The sequence below is a fragment of the Mesorhizobium sp. GbtcB19 genome (genome assembly GCF_019091085.1).
Lineage (GTDB): Bacteria > Pseudomonadota > Alphaproteobacteria > Rhizobiales > Rhizobiaceae > Mesorhizobium.
In genome coordinates, this window is sequence record NZ_JAGXJY010000036.1 from 1 (window position 1) to 21,043 (window position 21,043).

The window sequence follows — 21,043 nt, forward strand, 5'->3', positions numbered from 1 at the left end:
GGGTTAGGGTTAGGGTTAGGGTTAGGGGGCAGGATATATGGCTACGTAATCTCTGATCATTTGTAGATTTGTATATCGATGATTTAAAGAGCCACTCTGCGGTGGTGTTCGGTCGTGTGTCCGGTGTTTCTATGACCTATTCGCGCAGTTAAGTGCGCGACAATTAGCGCGTTGGCACCAACCGCTGACAGGCGGTTGAAGCGGAAGAACCGTGGGTGTGTTGATAACTTCGTATAGTTATTTGTTTGTCTGTTCATGCATGATGAGGTTAGGCATACGTGAAGGCCGCCTTGAGAGATGTCCGGAATTGTGGCTGACTGCCAGCATGGACATCCATAATGCTCAAGGGCGGCTTGGCAGACACGGCGTCCTTCGAAGGGCCTTCGGATTGGCTGCCGGTAGTCGCGGCGCGGTTGTGGATACCCTGCCTGTCTTGCCATGGACTGCACCCACTGGTGTCGGAGCTTCTAAAGCTCGCACCGACAAGGCCAGCCACCGTGCCGAGCAAGGCTGCCCCTCAAGACTGGTTGCGGAAAATAGTTGACAAGCCAATCGATTGTACGGCTAATGCAATCGGTTGTACGGTTCCGGATTTTAAGACCTACGTCGGGGAACTGTACGCTTGGTTCTAGTCTTCCTTATCGAGAGTGCCGCTGGAGCCTCGTCTCGGCACCTGCTTTCCTCGAGGTTTTCCATGAAGTCCTTCCCGCTCTCTATTTCCGATGTCACCGTTTCGAGCGTCATTCTTGGCCTGATGCGCATCAAGATCATGAGCGATGCCGAAATCCGCACGCTATATGCGGCGGCGCGCGACGTTGGCATAAACATGATCGACCATGCCGACATCTATGAGGGCGAGCGCCATCTCTGCGAGCGCCGCTTCGGCGAGGCTATTACGTTCTCGGCCGCCGAACGCGACAGCGTTGTGATCCAAACCAAGACCGGCATCCGCAAGCAGGAGGGCCTCTACGACCTCTCAAAAGAGCACATCCTCAAGTCGGTCGATGAATCGTTGGTGGCGTTAAACACCGACTATATCGATGTGCTGTTGCTGCATCGGCCGGACACGCTGGTCGAACCGGAGGAGGTGGCTGCGGCATTCGATGTGCTGGAGCAGGCGGGCAAGGGGCGGCAGTTCGGTGTGTCCAACCACACCCCAGGACAGGTCGAACTGCTCAAGACCGCCGTCAAGCAGAAGCTGGTGGCCAACCAGGTGCAACTCTCTATCACCCACGCCAATCTCTTCGCGCAGGGGATCGCGGCCAACATCAACGGCCTCGAGCAGTCGATTTCGCGCGACAACGACATCCTCAACTATTCGCGCATCAACAAGGTGACGCTGCAGGCTTGGTCGCCGTTCCAGAAGGGCTGGTTTGATGGCGTATTCCTTGGCGACAGCGAGCACTATGGTCCGCTCAACGATGCTATCAACGAGATCGCCGCCTCCCATGGGGTGACCGCGACCGGAATTGCCGTAGCCTGGATCACCCGGCATCCAGCGAATATACAAGTGGTGCTCGGAACCACCAATCCCGAACGCGTCCGCGATGGCGCCGGCGGCTCCGACGTGACTCTGAGCCGAGAGGAGTGGTATCGCCTCTTCACTGCCGCTGGCCACAAGCTGCCCTAACAGAGGATTGATCCGGTGTGTTTGTAAAAACGTGCGTATGTCTATTTAGTAGTATAAATATTGCTTTTAAAAGCTTTGTCTTGCGGCCCGCATTTGAGATGGCCGGCACCGGGTGCCATTGAAGGCGATACACGAACAGTCGTTGATGCAAGCGTGGATGAACCCAAAAACGATGCCACGTCCGTTGGACTGATCGGTCTGGTCGCCGACCCGCCCGAAGCGCCCTGGCTGTCAAAGATTCTGTGCGAAGGGCTGACCAACCCCCGACACCGCAGTAAGAGCAGTAAGAGTAGCAAGATAGGAACAGCGTGAGACCCATAATCGGGACCCCAATTTCTGCCGCCAAACCCAGGTCAGCCTGACGGTTGGTGTCCTGCGCACGGTTCGACGGGAAGCAGGCGGGCCGGCGAGCTTTCGACCTGCCCGCGGACGCTTCCCACAATTGGTAACGAGCAAGATCTCTATGCGACGATGCCGACTTTCTCGGTCGGTCCGTGATCGTCACGCATTCGGTGATTTCGAGGTCGGCGTCGGCCTCCTTCGACATGCAAGCCTGCGTCTCGAGCTTGATCTTTCGACATCAGGGGAGGGGAACAGTGCGCAGGTCGTGTCGCATGGCTTTGCAAGCCCATCGCCCTCGAGGGAGGCTACAGATATGAATGTCGGTAAGAAGCGCCGAAGTCTTTTCCAGTGAGCCGCTGGTAGCGCGATCGAACTCGCGTTGAGGTACTCTGGCACGTGAGGTTCGTCTGGTGACTGTCTCCGTGGGCAAACACGTCTTGCCGACGGAGGTCTCAAGCAGTTAGGTGTCCAGTTTAAATTCGAGATTCCCAACCTTCTCGCCAATCCAAACGTATGCCTTACATATACAAACGTTTGTAGATGTGATAGGCGGTATTCTCATAGTCTTGAGATTTTGGGGGGTGTGTACAGGTCTTAAGATTGCGAGCCGGCTAGTCTGGGCGCGGTCTGCGTTGGTGTTTTAGGATCTAATCCGACTACAGGGTCAGAAGGAATGGAATTGGAAAACAAAAACAAAGCCAAGCGCGCAAGCAGACGACGCACGACGATGCATGATATCGCGCGCCTTGCAGAGGTTGATGTCTCAACTGTCAGTCGGGCTCTAGCGGATTCGCCCCGGGTTACGGAGGAGACGAAACGTCGGATTCTTAAGATTGTACAGGATACCGGTTATGTCGTGAATCACGGCGCTAGGATGCTGCGGCAAAGCTATTCTGGTCAGGTTCTCGTAATGCTTCCCAGTATTGCGTTTACCTATTTTCCCGAAGTGGTGCTTGGCATTGAGGATTACGTTCAGGAGCACGGTTTCAGCGTCGTCGTAGGAAGCACCCGTTACGACCCGGTTAGAGAATATGCATTGGCGCAGCAACTCCTCACTGGAGCAGCCGACGGCATCATCTTCATGACCGGCATGATCCCTGAGCTGGTCCGAACGTTCCCAGGCTTTGATCGCCATGTCGTCGGTATTTCCCGGACGATCCTCGATAAACGCATTCCGCAGGTAAATATCGACAACTACCTGGCTATGAAAACTGCCACGGAACACCTTTTGAGGCTCGGTCATAAATCAATTGCGCACCTAGCGGGGAACCAGAAAAGTCCTACCTTCCGCGCCCGCGCAGAGGCTTATCAGGAGTCGATGGGGGACGCCGGGCTAGGGGGCTACATCAAAATCGTCGCGTCCGATGAGTACAGCATCCAGGCTGGCACCGACAAAATGAACGAGCTCTTAAAGGAGGGAACCAGGCCAACCGCGGTCATTTGCGCGGGCGACGATATGGCAATAGGGGCAATGCACGCGGCGCGCTTAAGGGGATTAGCAATTCCCCGTGATGTTGCATTTGTCGGCTTTGATGACCAGCCGTTTAGTGCCGTGTGGAACCCATCACTATCAACCATTCAAATTCCTCGTAGAGAAATGGGAATGGCGGGGGCTCGGCTCCTACTTGCCAACATGGACCTTGCAAACGAAAAGCCCGAAAGCATTGTGCTGCCACACAAGCTAATTGTTCGCGAAAGCTGCGGGGGATAGCGGCCGTTCTGGCTCGGGGGCGACGAGGACAAGCACTCACTGTTCCCGCAAGAGCTGATGATGCAATCCCGTATCTCGTTGATATTGGTTCGTGACCGAGAGGGACAGGCAAAGCCGCCGCACCATGGACGGCAAACTCTGAGCAAGCGAGAATTATACAGCGTCGATTTTTTTGCGCTTTAGTCACGATGGCACCGCCGACAACACTGCACCGAATTCTCCCGTTCCGGCTCGGTTAGGTACCCCTTAGCGGCTTTCCCGGTCGTTGTCTTGGGGCATCGCCGCGCGTTCTGAGCCCTCAACGGATGTCGGCAACGAAGAATCGTAATTGACAATCCAAACGATTGGATTAATAAGACAAACGATTGGAATTGACCGGCGTGCTTTCGCCGCCTTGGGGAGCAAATTCCTATGCCTGGTCCTTATGTCACCCCAGTTACCGGCGACGAGACGCTGCCGAGACGTGTAGATGTGGTCGTTATTGGGGGCGGCATCGTCGGTGCCTCGACTGCTCTGGAGCTTGCCGAGCGGGGCCACTCGGTCGCCCTTTGCGAAAAGGGCGGCATCGCGTGCGAGCAATCCAGCCGCAACTGGGGTTGGGTGCGCCTTTCCCGTCGCGACATCCGAGAGATGCCTCTCATGCTTGAGGCGTCTAGAATCTGGGATGGCCTCGCCAAGAGAACCGGCCGTGAAACCGGATACCGGCAAACGGGCATCGTCTTCACGACAGCGTCCGAGTCCGCGCAAGCGCAAAATGCTAAGTATCGAAACCAACTTCAGGAATTTCAGATCCGCTCGCAGTTGCTATCGGCTAAGGAGGTTAAGCACAAATACCCCGACCTCGATCTGAAGCTTCATGGCGCGTTGGTTACGGCCGTCGATGGTCGTGCCGAGCCACAGTTGGCCGGGCCTGCCATTGCACTAGCCGCTCGCGATCGCGGCGCGAATATTTTGGTCGAATGTGCCGTTCGTGGTCTTGAGCTTTCGGCCGGTCGCGTGTCCGGCGTGGTTACCGAACGTGGGACCATTACTTGTGATGCTGTTGTTCTGGCCGGTGGTGTCTGGAGCAACTTTTTCGCCCGCCGCTATGGGATCGACATTCCACAGCTCAATGTCACGGCTTCCGTTCTTCGGACCAACCCTTTGGAAGGTGGGCCCGAGGAAGCGATCTGGTGCGAGGAATTTGCCCTGAGAAAACGTCTGGACGGTGGCTACACGATCGCTTCCGGCCATGAAAACATCGTTGATATCGTGCCACGCTCCTTCAAGTACATGTTTCGATATCTGCCGGCGCTTCGGAACGATTGGAAATCCCTCAACTTCCGGATCTCAGGGCAATTTTTCAAGGATATCTCTGATGCCAAGCTGCGACCGCTGGACCAGACCAGCGCGTTCGAATACACGCGCGTCCTCGATCCAGTACCCTCGAAAAAACTCACTGATGGCGCTCTCAAAGCCCTCGCCAAGCGCTGGACCGTCTTTAGTCAGGCGACGATCGCACAACGGTGGGGCGGCCTCATAGACGTTGCCCCAGACGCTATCCCTGTCATCGACGAAGCGCGAAAGATTCCGGGCTTCTTCATCGCTACAGGTTTTTCCGGGCACGGATTTGGCATCGCGCCCGCCGCTGGACGGCTGATGGCGGACCTCGTCACCGGAAAGTCGCCGATCGTCGATCCGAAAGCCTTCAGGCTCTCGCGTTTTACCGACGGCAGCAAGATCGTTCTCTCGCCTGAGCACGCTTGAGATTCAGCACGCCCCCCCTGAGGGAAAAGCGGCGCTCAAGCGGGTTTCAGCGCAATACGATAGGAGGAAACACTATGGAGTATCGGCTGCTCGGACGTTCGGGCCTAAAAATTTCGTCCGTTACGATGGGCACGATGACCTTCGGCGGCGAGGGATGGGCAAAGCAAACCGGCAATCTCGGTGTTTCCGATGCGAAGCGCCTTGTTGATCTTTGCCTGGACGCGGGCGTCAATCTGATCGACACCGCCAATGTCTATTCCGGTGGCAAATCAGAAGAGATCATCGGCGAAATCCTCGGCGGCAAGCGCAAGGGCGGCGTATTGTTGGCCACCAAGGCGCGTTTTCGCATGGGCGAAGGCCCAAATGAGGTTGGTTCATCCCGGCAGCACCTCATCGCCGCCTGCGAAGCAAGTCTTCGCCGGATGAAGACCGACGTTATCGACCTCTATCAGTTGCATGAATGGGACGGTCAAACGCCACTCGAGGAAACGATGGAGGCGCTTGACACGCTCATTCGTAACGGAAAGGTCCGCTATATCGGCTGCTCGAATTTTTCTGGCTGGCATATCATGAAGGCTCTCGGCGTGAGCGAGAGAGACCGACGCCAGCGTTTCGTCAGCCAGCAGATTCACTACACGTTGGAGGCGCGAGACGCCGAGTACGAGCTGCTACCGGTATCCATCGACCAAGGCCTCGGAACCCTCATCTGGAGCCCGCTCGCCGGTGGCTTGCTCTCCGGCAAGCATCGCCGCAACCAATCTGTCCCGGAAGGAACCCGTCAATTCGCCGGTTGGACCGAGCCGCCGATCCGCGACGAAAGCCGTCTCTGGGATATCGTTGATACCTTGACTTCGATTGCCAAGGACCGGGGCGTGTCCGCCGCGCAGGTCGCGCTTGCCTGGCGGATCGGGCCCAAGGCCGTGACTTCCGTCATCATTGGCGGGCGCACGGAAGCGCAATTTAGGGACAATCTGGCCGCAGCAGACCTGAAGCTGACGGAAGACGATCGCAATCGGCTTGATGCCGTTAGCCTCCCACCCGTCATCTACCCTTATTGGCATCAACTATACGTCAGCGACAGGCTAAGCGAGGCCGACATGGCGCTGCTTGCTCCACATGTGACTTAAGGGGCGAGCCCAGATGCTGCCTCCGTATCCGTTTGAATGTTCCCCAGACTGAGTGAGCCGTGGCTGCGAGATGTTCTGTCGAGCAGCCAGAAAATCAATTCCGCAATCGGTCGCCATTTCGATGGGCCGGCGCTCTCGTCCCGCAACCCAACCACTTGACGCATTAAAGGAGAAGGCAATGTCTAACCTGGTAACGTTCAGCCTGGATACCAATACGCTTCCCGAACCGACGAGCCGCCAGCCGGTGGCTCCGGAACTGATCTCTGGCGAAGCCCCTACTTTCCGCAGTTGGGTTCAAGATCTGTCGTTTGGCGAGATGGTTCGCACCGGGATCTGGGAAGCAACACCCGGGCTGACCCAGTGCCTGAAGCCGACGAACTATGAATATTGCTACATCATGGAAGGCGCCGTCGAGATAACCGAGGAAGGCGGAGAGACGAAGATTTTCCGCGCTGGCGATCATTTCGCATTCAAGCCGGGTTTCACCGGAACCTGGCGAACCCTCGAAAAGCTCAAGAAGTTCTACGTGGGGGTAAACCGTTGACCGACCGACACCGCGTAGGACCGATAATCCTGCCGCGCGCATTCGTGCGTGGCAGACACCAGGTAAATTTGTTCATCGCTGCACAGACCTGGCCACATTGATCGCGCAGAGGTGACGCAAGATGACAGAGGCGATTTTACGACGAAACCATGTTTCATGACGGTTTCGTGATTGACAGTACAATCGCTTGTATGCGTTAATACAAACGATTGGATTTCCACCAAGCAGCCAAAAAACCATGGATGAAATTCCGGAGGAGCAACATGAACGACAACCCAGCGAATTCCAGGCTCACTTTTCCCTCCGCTACGGATTACGCCAATCGCGTGGAACGCGCCCGAACAGCGATGAAGCGGGAGGGGATTGATGTTCTAGCCTTGTCAGGCGTCGACAATCATCGTTTCTTTACCGGATTGGATGGCATCCCGGTCGTCAGACCGATCTGGTTCGTCCTGCCGCGAGACGGCGCGCCAGCTTTTGTCTCGCCCCGCATCGAGGCATCGGAGATACAGGCGCAATGTGGAGTGCCGGTGGCTGCCGAATGGGTCGAATGGGAAGAGCCGGCGAAGACTCCAATGTCGTTCGCTGTCGCGCTTGCAAACCATCTAGGTAAAGTCGCGCCGACGGCCCGCACTGTCGGCGTCGACTTCGACGGTACATGGGCACGAAATCTGGAATTGGCCAAAGAGACCATCGGCGCCGAACGTATCAAGGACGTCTCGGCATCGTTGCGTGAGGTTCGCCGACTCAAGGATGCTGCAACGATCGACGTCGTTCGGCGCTGTGCCGACATCGTTACCCAGCAGTTCAAGGCAAGCCGCGAAGTTATCGCCCCCGGTATTGCCGACTGGGAAGTAGCGCTCGCGTCGCGCTCGGCCGCGATGCGGCGAGCCGCAGATTGGTGGAACGGCGATGAGGAACATGCGCCGCTCGTCCAGGGGTTCCATGTCATGGCTAGCGGCGAACGCTCTTCCCGCGCCCATCCTTCTGCCGGCGGTCGCACAATGCGGGAGGGGGATATCATGCAGCTATGTTATTGCGGCCGGCCGTTCTTTGGACATGGTATCTGCTTCGATCGGCCGGTCGTGGTTGGTTCCAAGGCGTTGCCTGCGGAAGTGCGCAAGATCGTTGATGTCGCGCGCGCGGCTCAGGAAGCGGCTCTGGCAAAGGTGCGCCCCGGCGTGAAGGCGGGCGAGGTCCATGCAGCAGCGGTGGAGGTGATCCAGCGTGGAGGTTGGGACAACCCCTTCCGGCACCGTACGGGCCGCGGGGTTGGTCTCTCCGATCCCGAGTGGCCCGAGCTGAAGGCCAACGACCCGACCGTGCTTGAACCGGGCATGCTCCTCGGCGTCGAGCCGGGCGTGTACATCGCTGGCGTCGGTGGTGCCCGTTTTGGCGACACGATCCTCGTTACCGAAACCGGATACGAGCCTCTCACGCCGCTTGACCTTGGCCGGGCGATCTAATGAGGGCCCCGCAGGCCGCCAGGCTATTAGGCGATTGGTTGGCACCATGAACGAGAACGCAGAAAACGCCATGACCGAGAACCTGGGGAATTCTAGGCTGACTTTTCCTTCCGATGTCGACTACCGCAATCGCGTCGCACGCGCTCACGCTGCGATGAAGCAGGCCGGGATTGATGTTCTCGCCCTGTCTGGTTTCGACTACATCCGCTTTTTCACCGGCTTGAACGGCCTGCCAGTCGGCAGGCCGATTTGGCTGGTTCTGCTACAGGACGGGTCGCGTTCCTTCGTGTCGCCGCGCAGCGAAGCAAAGGAGATACGGGCGCGGTGTGCGACCCCCGTCGCTGCGGAATGGGTCGAATGGGAAGAGCCGATGCCGGCCCCGATGACGCATCAAGACGCACTCGCCAAGTACATTGGCGAAGTTGCCCCGCAAGCCCGCGCGATCGGGGTCGATTTCAACTCCACATGGGCTTTGAATATTGAATTGGTCAAGCAGGCCCTTGGCGCCGAGCGGGTCAAGGACGCCACTGGTTTGCTTCGCGGCCTGATCACCATCAAGGACGCCGTTGCGATCGATGTCATTCGACGCAGCACCGATATCGTCGCCCACCAGGTGATCGCCTGTCAGGAAATTATCGCGCCCGGCCTTCCCGAATGGAAGGTGGCGCTGGCGTCTTTCAACGCCGCGACAGAGCGATCCGCACAGTGGTGGAACGGCGATGAGGAGCAGTCCCCGTTTGTGCAGGGTATGCAGATGATGGGTAGCGGTCAGCAGCGCACGGCGCGCTGCCATTCCGCCGGCGGCGGTCGCATCATGCAAGACGGCGAAATCCTTCAGATTTGCTTCTGCGGCCCATCGTTTTTCGGGCATGCTATTGGCTACGATCGCCCGTTCCGTATCGGCTCGAAGCCAATGCCTGCCGATCTTCGCAAGGTCGTGCATGTCGCCCGCGCGGCTCAGGAAGCGGCTTTGGCAAAAATTCGTCCCGGCGTAACGGCGGACGAAGTCCACGCTGCCGCGGTGGCGGTGATCGCGAGCGGGGGCTGGGACAATCCCTTCCTGCACCGGACGGGCCGCGGGATCGGATACTCCGACTTCGACGGGCTTGAGCTCAAGGCCGGTTCTACGACCGTCCTGGAGCCTGGAATGGTCATGACGGTCGAACCGGCTCCATATGTCGACGGCATCGGCGGTGCCCGCTTTGGCGACACGGTCCTCGTTACCGAAACCGGGCACGAGGTTCTCACTCCCTTCAACCTTGGCAGGGACATCTGATGAGAGACAAGTCGCTCCCCGCGGTTTCCTTTCAGGATGTCACCAAACGCTATGGGCTCGTCGCTGCGGTGAGTGGCGTCAACCTCGACATTTCGCGGGGCGAGTTCTTCGCACTGCTCGGCTCGAGCGGTTCGGGAAAGACGACGCTCCTGATGCTCCTGGCCGGGTTCGACAGTCCAACCGAGGGCCGTGTGCTGATGTCAGGTACCTCTGTGTCAGACGTGCCTCCGCATCGTCGACAGATCGGAGTGGTCTTTCAGAACTACGCGCTTTTCCCGCATTTGACCGCAGCCGACAACGTCGCCTATCCGCTGAAGATGCGGGGGGTCGGACGTAGCGAGCGCGAGGCGCGCGTGAACGCAGCACTCGGCCTCGTCAACCTTTCCGACCGACGGTCTTCATATCCCTCGCAATTGTCCGGCGGGCAGCAGCAGCGCGTGGCGCTTGCCCGCGCCCTCGTCTTCGGTCCCGACATCTTGCTCATGGATGAGCCGCTCGGAGCTCTCGACCGACGGCTTCGTGACCAGATGCAACTGGTACTGAAGCGTATCCAGGGCGAACTCGGCATCACGGTCATTTATGTCACGCACGACCAGTCGGGAGCCATGGCCATGGCGAACCGGATCGGGATCATGGCCGGGGGGCGGCTGCTCCAGGTCGCCGATCCCGAGACCATCTACGCCGCGCCGTCCAATCACTTCGTCGCGCGTTTCATCGGAGAGTGCTCCATCCTGCGCGTCGCCGCGACGAATGGGGGCAAAGGGTACGAGATCGCGGGTGCGCGACAGTCGCTGCCATCTCCCGCGGCGGAGCCTTTTGACATAGTAGTGAGGCCCGAGAATGTCTCCATCTGTGCAGCAGTCGAAGCAGCATCAGACGGTGCTTTCGGCCTTGCAGCGACAGTCCGTGACGTCACCTACCTAGGTGCCGGCTGGCGCGTGGCACTCGAACTTTCCGACGGGCAGTCTCTGCTCGCCAGCATCATGCGTGGAGAAGACGTGGCCGGACGCTTGGCGCCGGGTCTTCCTGTGGTCGCGCGGTGGGCGCCGGCGTCCGTCGCTGTTCTTCCGACTGAAGGATCGTCCTGAAGCGGGTTTAAGGGAGAGTAAACTCATGACGTCAAACAAGCTTCATAAAGGCTTATTGGCCGCGCTGATCACGGCGGCCAGCATTACGTTCTCAGCGCAATTCGCAGCCAACGCCTATGCGGCGGATGTCGTGGTCGCCTCTTATGGCGGCGCTTTCCAGGACGCCCAGACCAAGGCTTATTTCGAACCCTACACCAAAGCCACGGGTACGAAGGTAACTGGCACGACTGGTACCGGCTACGCCAAGGTGAAGGCTATGGTCGAGAGCGGCAACATCACTTGGGATGTCGTCTCCGCCGAGAGCTCGGCCTTTGCAAACGAGACTAAGGATGGCCTTCTTCAGCCAATCAACTATTCGGTCGTCAAGGCTGACGGCATCCCGGCCGAGTTCCGCAAGGAATACGGCGTCGGGTACATCTCATTCGGGCAGGTTCTCGCGTGGAGCAAAGACAAGTTTCCGAACGGAATTACCCCGGCTCAGTTCTTCGATCCTAAAGTGAAGGGCCGCCGCGTTCTGACGTCGGATCCGTACTTTACAATTGAAAACGCCCTGCTGGCTGACGGTGTGAAGGCGGCCAATCTTTATCCCCTGGACGTGGATCGCGCTTTGAAGGTCATCGATCGGATCAAGGATCAACTCATCGGCTTCAAGGGTGGCTCGGATACCCAAGCGCTTATCCAGCAGGGCGAGGTCGACATGGCCTTCGGCCCGAATGGCCGCATCAACGATGCGATCAAGGCGGGTGCGAACTGGGCCTACAGTTGGGAGGATTCAGTCTCAGATATCGAATGGTGGGTAGTGACGAAGGGCGCTCCTCATGCCGAGGAGGCGATGAAGTTCATAAACTTCGCCGTTCAGCCCGAACAGCAGGCAGAACTCACCCGGCAGATCCCCTACGGGCCGACCAATGTCGATGCCCTGAAGCTTCTCGATCCAGCTGTCGCCAAGAGCCTGCCGAGCTACCCCGAGAACGCTGCACTCGGCGTGGTCCTTAACTCGCAATGGTGGCACGATAACCTTCAGACTGTGAAGCCTCGCTGGGACTCATTCATCATCCAGTAGCAGAACGTGTATGGGAGAAACGTGATGAGGCGGAACAGACTGATTGAATGGCAGCGGTTGTTACTGCTCGCTCCCGTATTCTTGCTGCTCCTCTTCGCCTTCGCGCTCCCGTTGTTTGCGATCGTACCGGAAGCGTTCGGCGGTGATGCCGTCGGGCGCTTCCTTCTCATCTTCCAAAGTGTGGTGTACCGAACCGTCATCTGGACGACCGTGCGCATCAGTCTGGAGGCGACGGCGCTAACACTCATCGTCTCGTTTCCCTTGGCGTGGCTCCTGAGCCGGGCAACCGGGGCGAAGGCCCTGCTTCTTGGACTCTTGGTGCTGGTTCCCTTCTTAACCAGCGTGCTGGTCCGAACGTTTGCCTGGCTGGCAATCCTAGGACAGCGTGGCCTGGTCAACGCGACGCTTCTCACCCTCGGACTGATCTCGGAGCCGCTGCCGCTTCTCTTCAGTGAGCCGGCGGTGGTTCTTGCCCTGGTGCACGCTTCCATCCCAATGATGGTGTTCGCGCTCGTCACTGTCCTGCGGCGGATTGATGGACGCATCCTCCTGGCCGCTCATACGCTCGGGGCAAAACCCGTGCGCGCCTGGTTCGGCATCGTTGTTCCGCTTGCAATCCGCGGCATCCAATCCGGTGTCATTATCATCTTCCTTTTCACCATGGCGAGCTTCATCGCGCCCGCTTTCCTGGGCAACCAGCGCCAACAAATGCTGGCGCAAATGATCCAGGCTCAAATTGAGACGGGGGCTGACTGGCGTTTCGCTGCAGCCTTAGGTGTCACGCTCTCCGTCACGGCCACGATCGTTGTCTTGGCGTTGTCGTCGGTCGCACGGTACTTCTCGCGTTGGCAGAACCCGGGCCTGTCGCCAACCACCGCGCCGCAACAGCTGGTACAGCAAGCGGACAGGGAGATACTTCGCACTTCGGTGGCGCTGCCAAGATCACATTTCCACCTTCCTGCTCTGCGGCGCTTGAGCGCCCGTTGGGTGGAACCAGCCTATCTGGCCGTCATATCCATCTTCATACTTCTTCCCCTGATCGTCCTCTTTCCGGTGTCGTTCAGTTCGGCAGATGTGCTTATCTTTCCGCCCCCCGGCTATTCAGTGCGATGGTTCGAAAAGATCCTCGGCAGCCCGGAATGGGTCTCGGCGGCTCTGACCAGTCTTCGCATCGGCGCTGCTGCCTGCGTTCTTTGCCTCGCAACTGCAATCCTGACAGTGCTTGGCTTCGGCCGTCATTTCCGATTTCAGGGTGCTGCCGAAGCCATTGTACTAGCACCCTTGAGCGTACCTGCCGTAGTCTTCGCCTTGGGAGCCTATCTTGCTTTCGCGCGCGTCGGACTGGTGGATACCGAAACGGGTATCGTCGTTGCGCATACGGTGCTGATCTTCCCCGTGGTCTACCTGGTCGTCTCCGCGACATACAGTTCCATCGATCCTTGGCTTTCGCTTGCATCTGCAAGCCTTGGAGCAAACCCCTGGCGCATCTTTCGAACGGTCACCTTTCCATTGCTACTCCCGGGCCTGGCTGTCGGCGCCCTGCTTGCGATGCTTCTTTCGTTCGATGAATCCGTCGCTTCGATCTTCCTCAGCGACTTGTCGGTCAAGACCCTGCCGAGAAAGCTTTGGGAAGGCATTCGCTTCAACACGAGCCCCGAATCCGCGGCCGTCTCCGCCATGCTGTTGGGCGTGACATGCCTCGTCGTCATCGTCGGTATGGTGGTAGTCCTCGGGCGTCGGAAAAACGCTCTGTTGACATTGCAAAGCGCTCCTGAAGCTCTCCCTTGACCAGTCTTAGTAGTCTTTGTTTCGGATCAAGGTGAATCCGCTCTTCGATCGAGACAAGCTGAATGGTGGAACAGGTGACTTTGACGATGGATAACAAAGGCAGACTGTCAACTCCCTCTCAGCTGGTCACCTAGGGACAGCGTGCGTGCCTCTGTCGAACGTCATTCCAATGCTGATCCACTATCCTGGCCGCACGGCGGCGCGCCAGGACGCCGGTGGGTCTCAAACCTCCCAGGTGACCCACCGGCACCCAGTTCGGCATTTGGCTCGTGTTCGTGCTTGTGATCGCCGGGACAATGTGCTTGGACCCCACCTTACCGCCAGCGTGCAGATCGTGGAGATGCCGCAACGGATCGGCATGCGAAACTAGGCATGCACGCCATCTTCCATAGATTTGCTGAGCAGCTTGCTGGCAGCGTTGACACAGTGGATCTTCACAACGCCCTTTCTGAGGTGACTGCTTCGCTTGATCTTCCGTTATTCGCCTACCTCTTTCATTCGCGGGGAGATTCGACGGAACTGATCTCCACCTATCCGCAGCCTTGGACATCTCACTATCTTCACAACCGATATCAAGACGTGGACCCGGTGATCGATCACGCGCGTCGTCGCCACGAAACATTTCGCTGGGATGCGGACGGCGGCGATCTCGATTTGTTGACGTTACAGCGGCAGCTGATGGATGAGGCAAACCAGTTCGGCATCCGCCGTGGTTTTACGATCCCGATCCATGATCACCGCGGTCTGTTTGCCGCGCTCACATTCGCCTCCGATGAAAGGCGGCCATTGTTCTTTCGCGTCATCGAGCAATACGAACGCGTGCTGCAGCTGATAGCCATCTTCTTTCACATCCAGGCGCGACAGAGGCTGGCGAGCGACAAAACCTTGGATGGCGTTCGTCTGTCCGACAGGGAAATGCAGTGCCTGCAATGGGCGGCCCGGGGCAAGACGGCCTGGGAGATCGGCCAGATCCTTGGCATCACTCAACGCACCGCTGAATTTCATCTCGACAACGCCAAGAAGAAGCTTGGCGTGCGGACTAATATCCAGGCTGCCATTCGACTCGCGATCTCCAAGCCGTCGGACTTCCTGTGACAACCTGATCAACCTGTGTACATGCACAGGTTGTACCTGCGCCAGCCTTCATCTCCAATCGCCACTGACTTCAAGCGAGGAGAAGGCCGCGATGATGCAGTTGATAGCGCCGGACCGTTATGCGGCGTTCGCCGACGATCTCGAAGAAATGCACCGCTTGCGATACCGCGTCTTCAGAGATCGACTCAATTGGGAAGTGTCCACGAGCGGCGGCTATGAAGTCGACTCGTTCGACGCGGTCCGTCCCCACTATCTGCTGCTGAAGGCGTCGACGGGACGCGTCCAAGGATGTGTGCGTCTGTTGCCGACCACCGGCCCTACGATGTTGCGCGACAGCTTTTCTATTCTGCTCGGAGATCGTCAGGCACCAACTGACGTTCGCATCTGGGAGAGCAGCCGTTTCGCACTGGATATTCCGCCCTCTGCGCCTAAGGAAGCGGGCATCGCCCTTGCCACCTACGAACTGTTCGCTGGAATGATCGAGTTCGGTCTGTCACGCGATCTGCGTAGCATCGTGACCGTGACGGATTTGCGCATCGAGCGAATCCTGCGCCGCGCCGGTTGGGCACTCGAACGGTTGTCCGATCCCCAAACGATCGGCAACACGCGCGCTGTGGCGGGATATCTCGATGTCTCTGTCGATAGCCTGGAGGCCATCCGCCGCAACGGCGGAATTAACCGGCCCGTGCTGTGGGCGCCGGTCATGAAGACCAGCTGATCGCGCAACAAATTTCAATCCATATGGAAAACGGCGCAATGAGCGACATGAACCCTGGTCCGGCCTGGCCGGATTGGCAAGACGACCATTCGTATGCCTATTGCACGCATCTCACCAGCCGTGGCTGGGCTTGGGAATTCTTAAGACGCAATGCTACTTTCCGGGAGCGTCTCAATGCAGCCTTGCAAGTTGCCGAGCGGTCCCGATCTCCCTTCGATCACATGGTGAGACTGTCACCGCGGGGCACTGTCGATCTTTCGCCCTGGGCGCTCCTTTTTTGCAAGCTCCAACGGAAGTTCCGCGAACGTGTTCTGGTGCCCCCGCCACTGTCCGCATGTTCTCCACCTTGTCGCCGAACGTGTGCCTCGATCGCCCCACACCGATTCATTTGATCTTTCGCGATTGTCCTGCCGGATCGTCATCCTCCTTGCTCAGGATGGGCAACAGCACGCCTTGTTCACCGACGGCTTCAGGAACCTGCAACTGGTCTTTTCCGGGGCAAATCTCCTCGAGCCCATGCGGCTGACTGGCAATGTCCTGTGGCCGTCCGCGCAAGTGAAGCGGCGCCTGCTTACCCTGGAGTTATTGAACGCCCTGCGGCTAACGGGACGGCTTCCACCGAGATTCTTTCCGGCCGAACCCCGTCGAACGCGGCTGCGTTCGGTTCTGCGTGCGCTCGATGGCTCGATTGCCGGCGCCTCGCATCGCGAGATCGCTGTCGCCTTGTTCGGAACGGCCCGTGTCGAGCAGGACTGGAGCGATCCCGGCGACCACCTCCGTGACATGGTGCGCCGCGCAATCAAACGGGGGCGCTCGCTGATGAATGGCGGATACAGGAGTTTGCTTCTGTAGCGGCTTGGCGCTCGCCGCGTCACCGCGGAAAAAGGTCCTTATACCCGTTGCTTATCAGCCAGTAAGTTCGCTCCAGGTGGCTGCGGACGGCTTTGCGGGCGCGAGCTGGTTGAAGTGCTGGATCGATCCCCAATATGGTCAGCGCCATTTCGTCCTCGCTGGCATTGTTGGCGCATGCGTCGATGAGCTTCAGATAGACCGAGAAATGGTCATTGTCATATGCGGTCAGGTTTTCGGCCCAGGGAACCTTGGTGGCTATTTCTTCAGTCATTATTCTCGCCGGGACGGCTCGCGATTAGCTTTGCATAAAATAGCAATATTGCATTAGCTGGGTTCGGCATCAAACAGTTGCCGACGCCATTTTGTAGAGAATACTCCGTGGTGAAATCCTCTACAAGCGCATGGCCTCCGATGTATGGAAATTCGAGAGGTCTTCGAGAGGTCTTTGCCCGCAACTTGCGCAGGCAGCGCCAGCGAAAGAAGCTGTCCCAGGAAGCGCTGGCACATGATGCCGGCGTCGACCGAACCTATGTGAGCGCACTGGAACGCCGCGTCTATGCGGCAAGCATCGACACGGTTGCGCGACTGGCCAAGGTGCTTGAGGTCAAGCCCGCTGATCTGCTCGATCCAGATTTCCGCTAGACCCACAGCAGCCGGATTTGACTATCGTTCGGGCACCCCCTTCCAGGTGAGCACCGGAGCGCCTCCGCGCCCAGGGGAAACGAACCAAGTCCGCTGTCGTTCGGCAGGCTTATCTGGTCGCGCCCCTCACCGTCCTCGTCCCCTGGCAACCCTTGCCAGCCGGAGGGAAGGGGAGGTGTTCTGCGCCTGTCGCCTTCCTCGCGCGGTTGAGCCCGTCGGGGCTCGCCTGGCCGGATCTCACCCGCGGATTGCCGTCGATGATGTGGCGTCGGCGCAATGCGCCAATGTCGTTGTACGGCTGCCATCGATGGGCAAAGCAATACATACGGCCTGCGACACGGAAAGGTCTAGGTGCCTGACCATTCGGCGTCCGCACGATTTCGGCTACGGGTTGCTTCAACAACTCCCGAACAAAAGCCGGTCGGGCGGCCGTGCGACCACGCCGATATTCGAAATGTGAGCGAGACTCGAAACAGTTCGAGTGAGGCGCCTGCCATATGATGAAAATGATCGGCGCTGCCAGAGGCCGCGTCGATATCATGCTGCCTGGCTCTTGGAGGAATGCGGCCGCTATTCATGCGCTTCGCGAGACATTCGACAACTGAAACCGGCGTCCAGCGCTTCTGGTTGGCCGGGAGGCGCGGCAAGATTGCGTCGAGCCTAGCGAAGTTGCTGTGTAGAACAGCCGTTTGGGCAGAGAGGTGGTTCGATCTCGCCGCTTTCGCTTTCGCGGCATTGGCCGGGCAACTGGTCTTTGTGACTTGCTATGAGTTGCGTTCTCTTCAAGTCGCTGCGGATCGCCTTGCGAGTTGGATCCTGCCTTGCGTCGATCCCAATATCGCCCGCGCCATCTCTTCCTCGCTGGCATCAGATTGGGCCAACATGGAGCATGGTCACAATGTGGATCAGACTGGCGTCAGACGGGCCGCCGAAGCTACGAAGTTCAGTTTGATCCCATCACTCGGCGGCCAGAAAGATGTCTGCGGCAATCGAACGCCCACCCTTCCTGCATCGGCGAATCACGATCGGAGGGGCGGCGTCGTCAAGCTGTTACGGTTGAAATCTCATTTCGTATTGTAAGAAGGAAGTACATGCCGGAAAAAACATCCATCCATTGGCGGTATGTTGTGCGGAAGGAAGAAAAAAATAGATAAACAGCCCATACCGGTAAAGCCTGGCTTGCCGAAAAGCTAGCCTTGGTCGCTAAAATTGCACTGAAAGCGCGTCAAAGGTTGGGCCAAACGATCTCATCGGCTGTTTTTAACCCGTCGCCGCAACCATCCCATGTTTCAAGAGGAACCTCATGCCTGTAACGAAGAGACAAGCCGACGCTCTGGGTCCTCAAGGTCCGGAGGACGCCTCCCCGGCAAAGCGGCGCGCTGTGGAACTGGCTGGCTTTGACGACTTGCCATACGAAATGCAACAGGAGGTATTTCGCAACGTACTTCGGGAAGTCGCAAATCGGCCCAACCGCTTGGAAGCCCTCGCCGACCTTGAGGGCGTGTTGGAAAACAACGCGCGTTTGAATCATCTGGTCGATAAGACCAATGACCTCAGCGAAAGCAAGGCTGCTCTGCAGAGGCATCCGAGTGTTGCATCTCGCTATGTCGCTCTGTGCAGCGATGTCGTTAGCGGCACCCCCTTTAAAGATGCCCTCAGGCAGAACGGTCCGCTGCCGGAAGACGATAAAGTGATGTCGCAGGACGTGACCAAGGTTCTGGAAGATGCCACTCCCACACATCTCGCCAATTTGGCTGACGTCTTCAGCGCGCAAAGAGGTGCGGCGGCCAGAGAGGCCTTGATTGGGGTGGCGGGACAGGTCGGACGGCAGCATGAGGTTCGATCGCCAGAGTTGGCATCAGCCGATCTTGGCAATCTCACCACACTGACCGGTGCGTTTGTTAAAAACAAACTGTCCCACGAAGACCGTGATGTTAGGATGGCCGTACGGGCGCTGGCGGAGCAGGTGGCAGAGCGTGATGACAACCTGCTGTCTCATGCCAATATTCATCAGATTGTCACCCTGTCGGACACGTTCAGCGGGCATGGGGATTGTGAAGAAGCCCTGGAGGCACTGGCCAAGCAGGTGGCAGAGCGTGGTGAGGACTTACTGCCCAGTGCCAATATCGAACAAATTGTCAAGCTGACATTCGCGTTCGCGCGGGATGGCGAACCATTCGAGGATACGATGCACTTCGAGAGCGCCATGGACAAACTTGCGTCGCACGTGACGCGTGGTGATGAGCTACTGTCCCAGGCAAGCAAGGAACAACTTGCCGATTTGAGGGATATATTCGCTGGGACCGAGGTACAATTTAACACCCTGGCGGGGTTGCCGTTCGAGTGGCCAGATGAACCGGATCACCCCGAAGCCTTGGCAAAGGTCGTCGAGGAGATGAAAAATCGTGACGAGGCAGAGCGGCTTGGGGCTGATCCTCAGCGGAGGTCGCAGCTTGACAACCGTGATCGGTCTAGGGAGCGCTCTGTCGAGCGCTGACCGGAGGAGGCGAGCCGACCTGGAGTGCACCCTGTCCACCCTTTTCGAAATACGCAAACGGAAATCGGCAATCGCCAGATGGGTGTGGAGTGTCGTTGTGCGTTCTCGATGATCTCCCGGAAAGCCTCCAGGTTTCAAAATCAACCGTCCCCATCCGACACCGCAGACAACGCCGAGCCAGGGCAGTCCTGCGAGCAAGGCTAACGTGCAGATCGCCGGCGATTCCAATTTCGAGGAGAGCATCGCTCCGAAGCCGTTCATATGAAGATTACAGACGTAGCGCTTACTATCATTGCCACAGGCCCTTGACGTCGGCATTATTGGCTCGTGCCAAAACGGAAAGACGGTATATCTGTGACCGACGAAGAAGTGCCAGCGAATCCTCAGAAACGGCGGCGAATTGAAGATCCGCCGTCCTCCGGGCAAAAAAGATTGCGCGGAATGGAGAGAGAATCGGGCAATTTCTTTTCAGGCTCTATTCCTCCTGAAGTTGTAGAGCAAATTGCAGCCAGCCTCATTACAGATGACCTACGTGCGCCGGATCGATATTTGACCGCCTTCACGCAGGCGAGCAGATACATTCGCAACGTTGTCGCTGGCGAACCGAAGTCCAATCCTCTCGACGGGTCTTCAGATGCTGAGGGAGGTTCCCCAGCATTGAAGCGATTCAGGACGCGCGTGAAGAGGCTGGGTTCGCTGGCCGTAGAGACGTTTCATGACATCATTCCTGAAGACGGTCTGCCCGAGCAAGCTTCGGGCGATTTGCGCCGCGACCAGCGCCGCCACGAGCCGATTGCCGCTCATGATTTTGTCGATGCAGCCGGACCGCTCCTTCCCTATCAAAAGGCAGCCGACAAGGATGTGTTCGGAGAGTTGACCTTTCCGCTTGGCGATGAAGTCGCCGGCGAGGCAATCAATTCCCTGGCACGGTTTTCCCACGGCCTCGACGAGGACCACCGGTTGCTGCTTAGCGCCGATGCCAATCAAATCTTTGGCAGCGGCGGCGACTTGAATGAACATGGACGGGTCAAGGCGGCCGAAGCACTGGTGCGATTGGAACGTCACGGCCACTTGGCCTCGCTGGACCGGCACGTCATGGTCCAGGCGGTGATGAAGCGTCCGGAGTTGGGTCGGCTGCTCGAAGAGAGAAGGCGGGTCGTGGAGTCTGAGAACGGCCACGCTTCCTCTCCCGTGGCAAATGGACAAGCCCGCGGCGGGAACCCCCCGCTCTCTCTCGACGAGCACATCGATCGTCTTGAGAAGCAGCGCCACGCTGCCAAGACCGCATTGGTCTACACAGAGCAGGGCCGTCTGGATTTGCGTCAGTCGATAGCAGAAGAAATTCCAAAGCTGTCTAAAGATGCGCGCGCCGACCTGATGGCCTCCTTCCGGGACGATCGCGTGAGGTGAGCGGCTCGATGTGTTCCGTGATGCAACCACGATTGGCAAGGCATGTGC

At 58.2% G+C, this 21,043-nt stretch carries 19 protein-coding genes; 18 read left to right on the forward strand and 1 reads right to left on the reverse strand.

The window, feature by feature from the left end; genetic code table 11:
• The first annotated feature begins 694 nt into the window (after positions 1–694).
• The 14 genes from KVT37_RS30640 to KVT37_RS30700 all read left to right on the forward strand — a co-directional run bounded on the left by KVT37_RS30640 (position 695) and on the right by KVT37_RS30700 (position 16,446).
• The gene (locus tag KVT37_RS30640; protein ID WP_217578761.1) at positions 695–1,630 is read left to right on the forward strand and encodes an aldo/keto reductase family oxidoreductase; all 936 of its coding nucleotides are present in this window, start codon (positions 695–697) and stop codon (positions 1,628–1,630) included.
• A gap of 1,015 nt (positions 1,631–2,645) precedes the next feature.
• Positions 2,646–3,683 (forward strand): LacI family DNA-binding transcriptional regulator, encoded by a 1,038-nt coding sequence (locus KVT37_RS30645; protein WP_217578762.1) that lies wholly within the window; start codon positions 2,646–2,648, stop codon positions 3,681–3,683.
• Positions 3,684–4,094: 411 nt separating this feature from the next.
• The gene (locus tag KVT37_RS30650) at positions 4,095–5,429 is read left to right on the forward strand and encodes an FAD-binding oxidoreductase (RefSeq protein WP_217578763.1); all 1,335 of its coding nucleotides are present in this window, start codon (positions 4,095–4,097) and stop codon (positions 5,427–5,429) included.
• A gap of 74 nt (positions 5,430–5,503) precedes the next feature.
• Positions 5,504–6,556 (forward strand): aldo/keto reductase, encoded by a 1,053-nt coding sequence (locus tag KVT37_RS30655; RefSeq protein WP_217578764.1) that lies wholly within the window; start codon positions 5,504–5,506, stop codon positions 6,554–6,556.
• 178 nt (positions 6,557–6,734) lie between these two features.
• Positions 6,735–7,100 carry a cupin domain-containing protein gene (locus KVT37_RS30660; protein ID WP_217578765.1) on the forward strand — a complete coding sequence of 122 codons (366 nt, stop codon included), beginning with the start codon at positions 6,735–6,737 and terminating at the stop codon, positions 7,098–7,100.
• 263 nt (positions 7,101–7,363) lie between these two features.
• Positions 7,364–8,566: a Xaa-Pro peptidase family protein gene (locus KVT37_RS30665; protein WP_217578766.1), complete on the forward strand. Its 1,203-nt coding sequence runs from the start codon at positions 7,364–7,366 to the stop codon at positions 8,564–8,566.
• Between the two features lie 46 nt (positions 8,567–8,612).
• The gene (locus KVT37_RS30670) at positions 8,613–9,842 is read left to right on the forward strand and encodes a Xaa-Pro peptidase family protein (RefSeq protein WP_217578767.1); all 1,230 of its coding nucleotides are present in this window, start codon (positions 8,613–8,615) and stop codon (positions 9,840–9,842) included.
• Complete coding sequence (locus KVT37_RS30675; RefSeq protein WP_217578768.1) at positions 9,842–10,930, forward strand: ABC transporter ATP-binding protein; 1,089 nt, start codon at positions 9,842–9,844, stop codon at positions 10,928–10,930. The genes KVT37_RS30670 and KVT37_RS30675 overlap by 1 nt, the downstream gene beginning before the upstream one ends.
• A 25-nt stretch (positions 10,931–10,955) precedes the next feature.
• The gene (locus KVT37_RS30680) at positions 10,956–11,993 is read left to right on the forward strand and encodes an ABC transporter substrate-binding protein (protein ID WP_217578769.1); all 1,038 of its coding nucleotides are present in this window, start codon (positions 10,956–10,958) and stop codon (positions 11,991–11,993) included.
• 24 nt (positions 11,994–12,017) lie between these two features.
• Positions 12,018–13,781 carry an ABC transporter permease subunit gene (locus KVT37_RS30685; protein WP_217578770.1) on the forward strand — a complete coding sequence of 588 codons (1,764 nt, stop codon included), beginning with the start codon at positions 12,018–12,020 and terminating at the stop codon, positions 13,779–13,781.
• 372 nt (positions 13,782–14,153) lie between these two features.
• Positions 14,154–14,876: a LuxR family transcriptional regulator gene (locus tag KVT37_RS30690; protein WP_217578771.1), complete on the forward strand. Its 723-nt coding sequence runs from the start codon at positions 14,154–14,156 to the stop codon at positions 14,874–14,876.
• A gap of 91 nt (positions 14,877–14,967) precedes the next feature.
• Entirely contained in the window at positions 14,968–15,594 is a 627-nt protein-coding gene (locus KVT37_RS30695; RefSeq protein WP_217578772.1) for an acyl-homoserine-lactone synthase, read from the forward strand.
• Between the two features lie 47 nt (positions 15,595–15,641).
• Positions 15,642–15,986 (forward strand): DUF6499 domain-containing protein, encoded by a 345-nt coding sequence (locus KVT37_RS34005; protein WP_368860641.1) that lies wholly within the window; start codon positions 15,642–15,644, stop codon positions 15,984–15,986.
• A 61-nt stretch (positions 15,987–16,047) separates the two neighbouring features.
• The gene (locus KVT37_RS30700; protein ID WP_254634370.1) at positions 16,048–16,446 is read left to right on the forward strand and encodes a DUF2285 domain-containing protein; all 399 of its coding nucleotides are present in this window, start codon (positions 16,048–16,050) and stop codon (positions 16,444–16,446) included.
• 19 nt (positions 16,447–16,465) lie between these two features.
• Here KVT37_RS30700 and KVT37_RS30705 read toward each other — a convergent pair whose 3' ends face one another.
• Complete coding sequence (locus KVT37_RS30705) at positions 16,466–16,717, reverse strand: hypothetical protein (RefSeq protein WP_217578773.1); 252 nt, start codon at positions 16,715–16,717, stop codon at positions 16,466–16,468.
• Between the two features lie 140 nt (positions 16,718–16,857).
• On the opposite strand from KVT37_RS30705, the gene KVT37_RS30710 reads away from it, so the two are divergent.
• The 4 genes from KVT37_RS30710 to KVT37_RS30725 all read left to right on the forward strand — a co-directional run bounded on the left by KVT37_RS30710 (position 16,858) and on the right by KVT37_RS30725 (position 20,995).
• Positions 16,858–17,088, forward strand: coding sequence for a helix-turn-helix domain-containing protein (locus tag KVT37_RS30710; RefSeq protein WP_217578781.1), 231 nt, complete (start codon positions 16,858–16,860; stop codon positions 17,086–17,088).
• 576 nt (positions 17,089–17,664) lie between these two features.
• Positions 17,665–18,168, forward strand: coding sequence for a hypothetical protein (locus tag KVT37_RS30715; RefSeq protein ID WP_217578774.1), 504 nt, complete (start codon positions 17,665–17,667; stop codon positions 18,166–18,168).
• 223 nt (positions 18,169–18,391) lie between these two features.
• Entirely contained in the window at positions 18,392–19,585 is a 1,194-nt protein-coding gene (locus KVT37_RS30720) for a hypothetical protein (RefSeq protein WP_217578775.1), read from the forward strand.
• A gap of 354 nt (positions 19,586–19,939) precedes the next feature.
• Positions 19,940–20,995, forward strand: a complete 1,056-nt coding sequence (locus KVT37_RS30725) for a hypothetical protein (protein WP_217578776.1) — start codon at positions 19,940–19,942, stop codon at positions 20,993–20,995.
• The last annotated feature ends 48 nt before the right edge of the window (positions 20,996–21,043 follow it).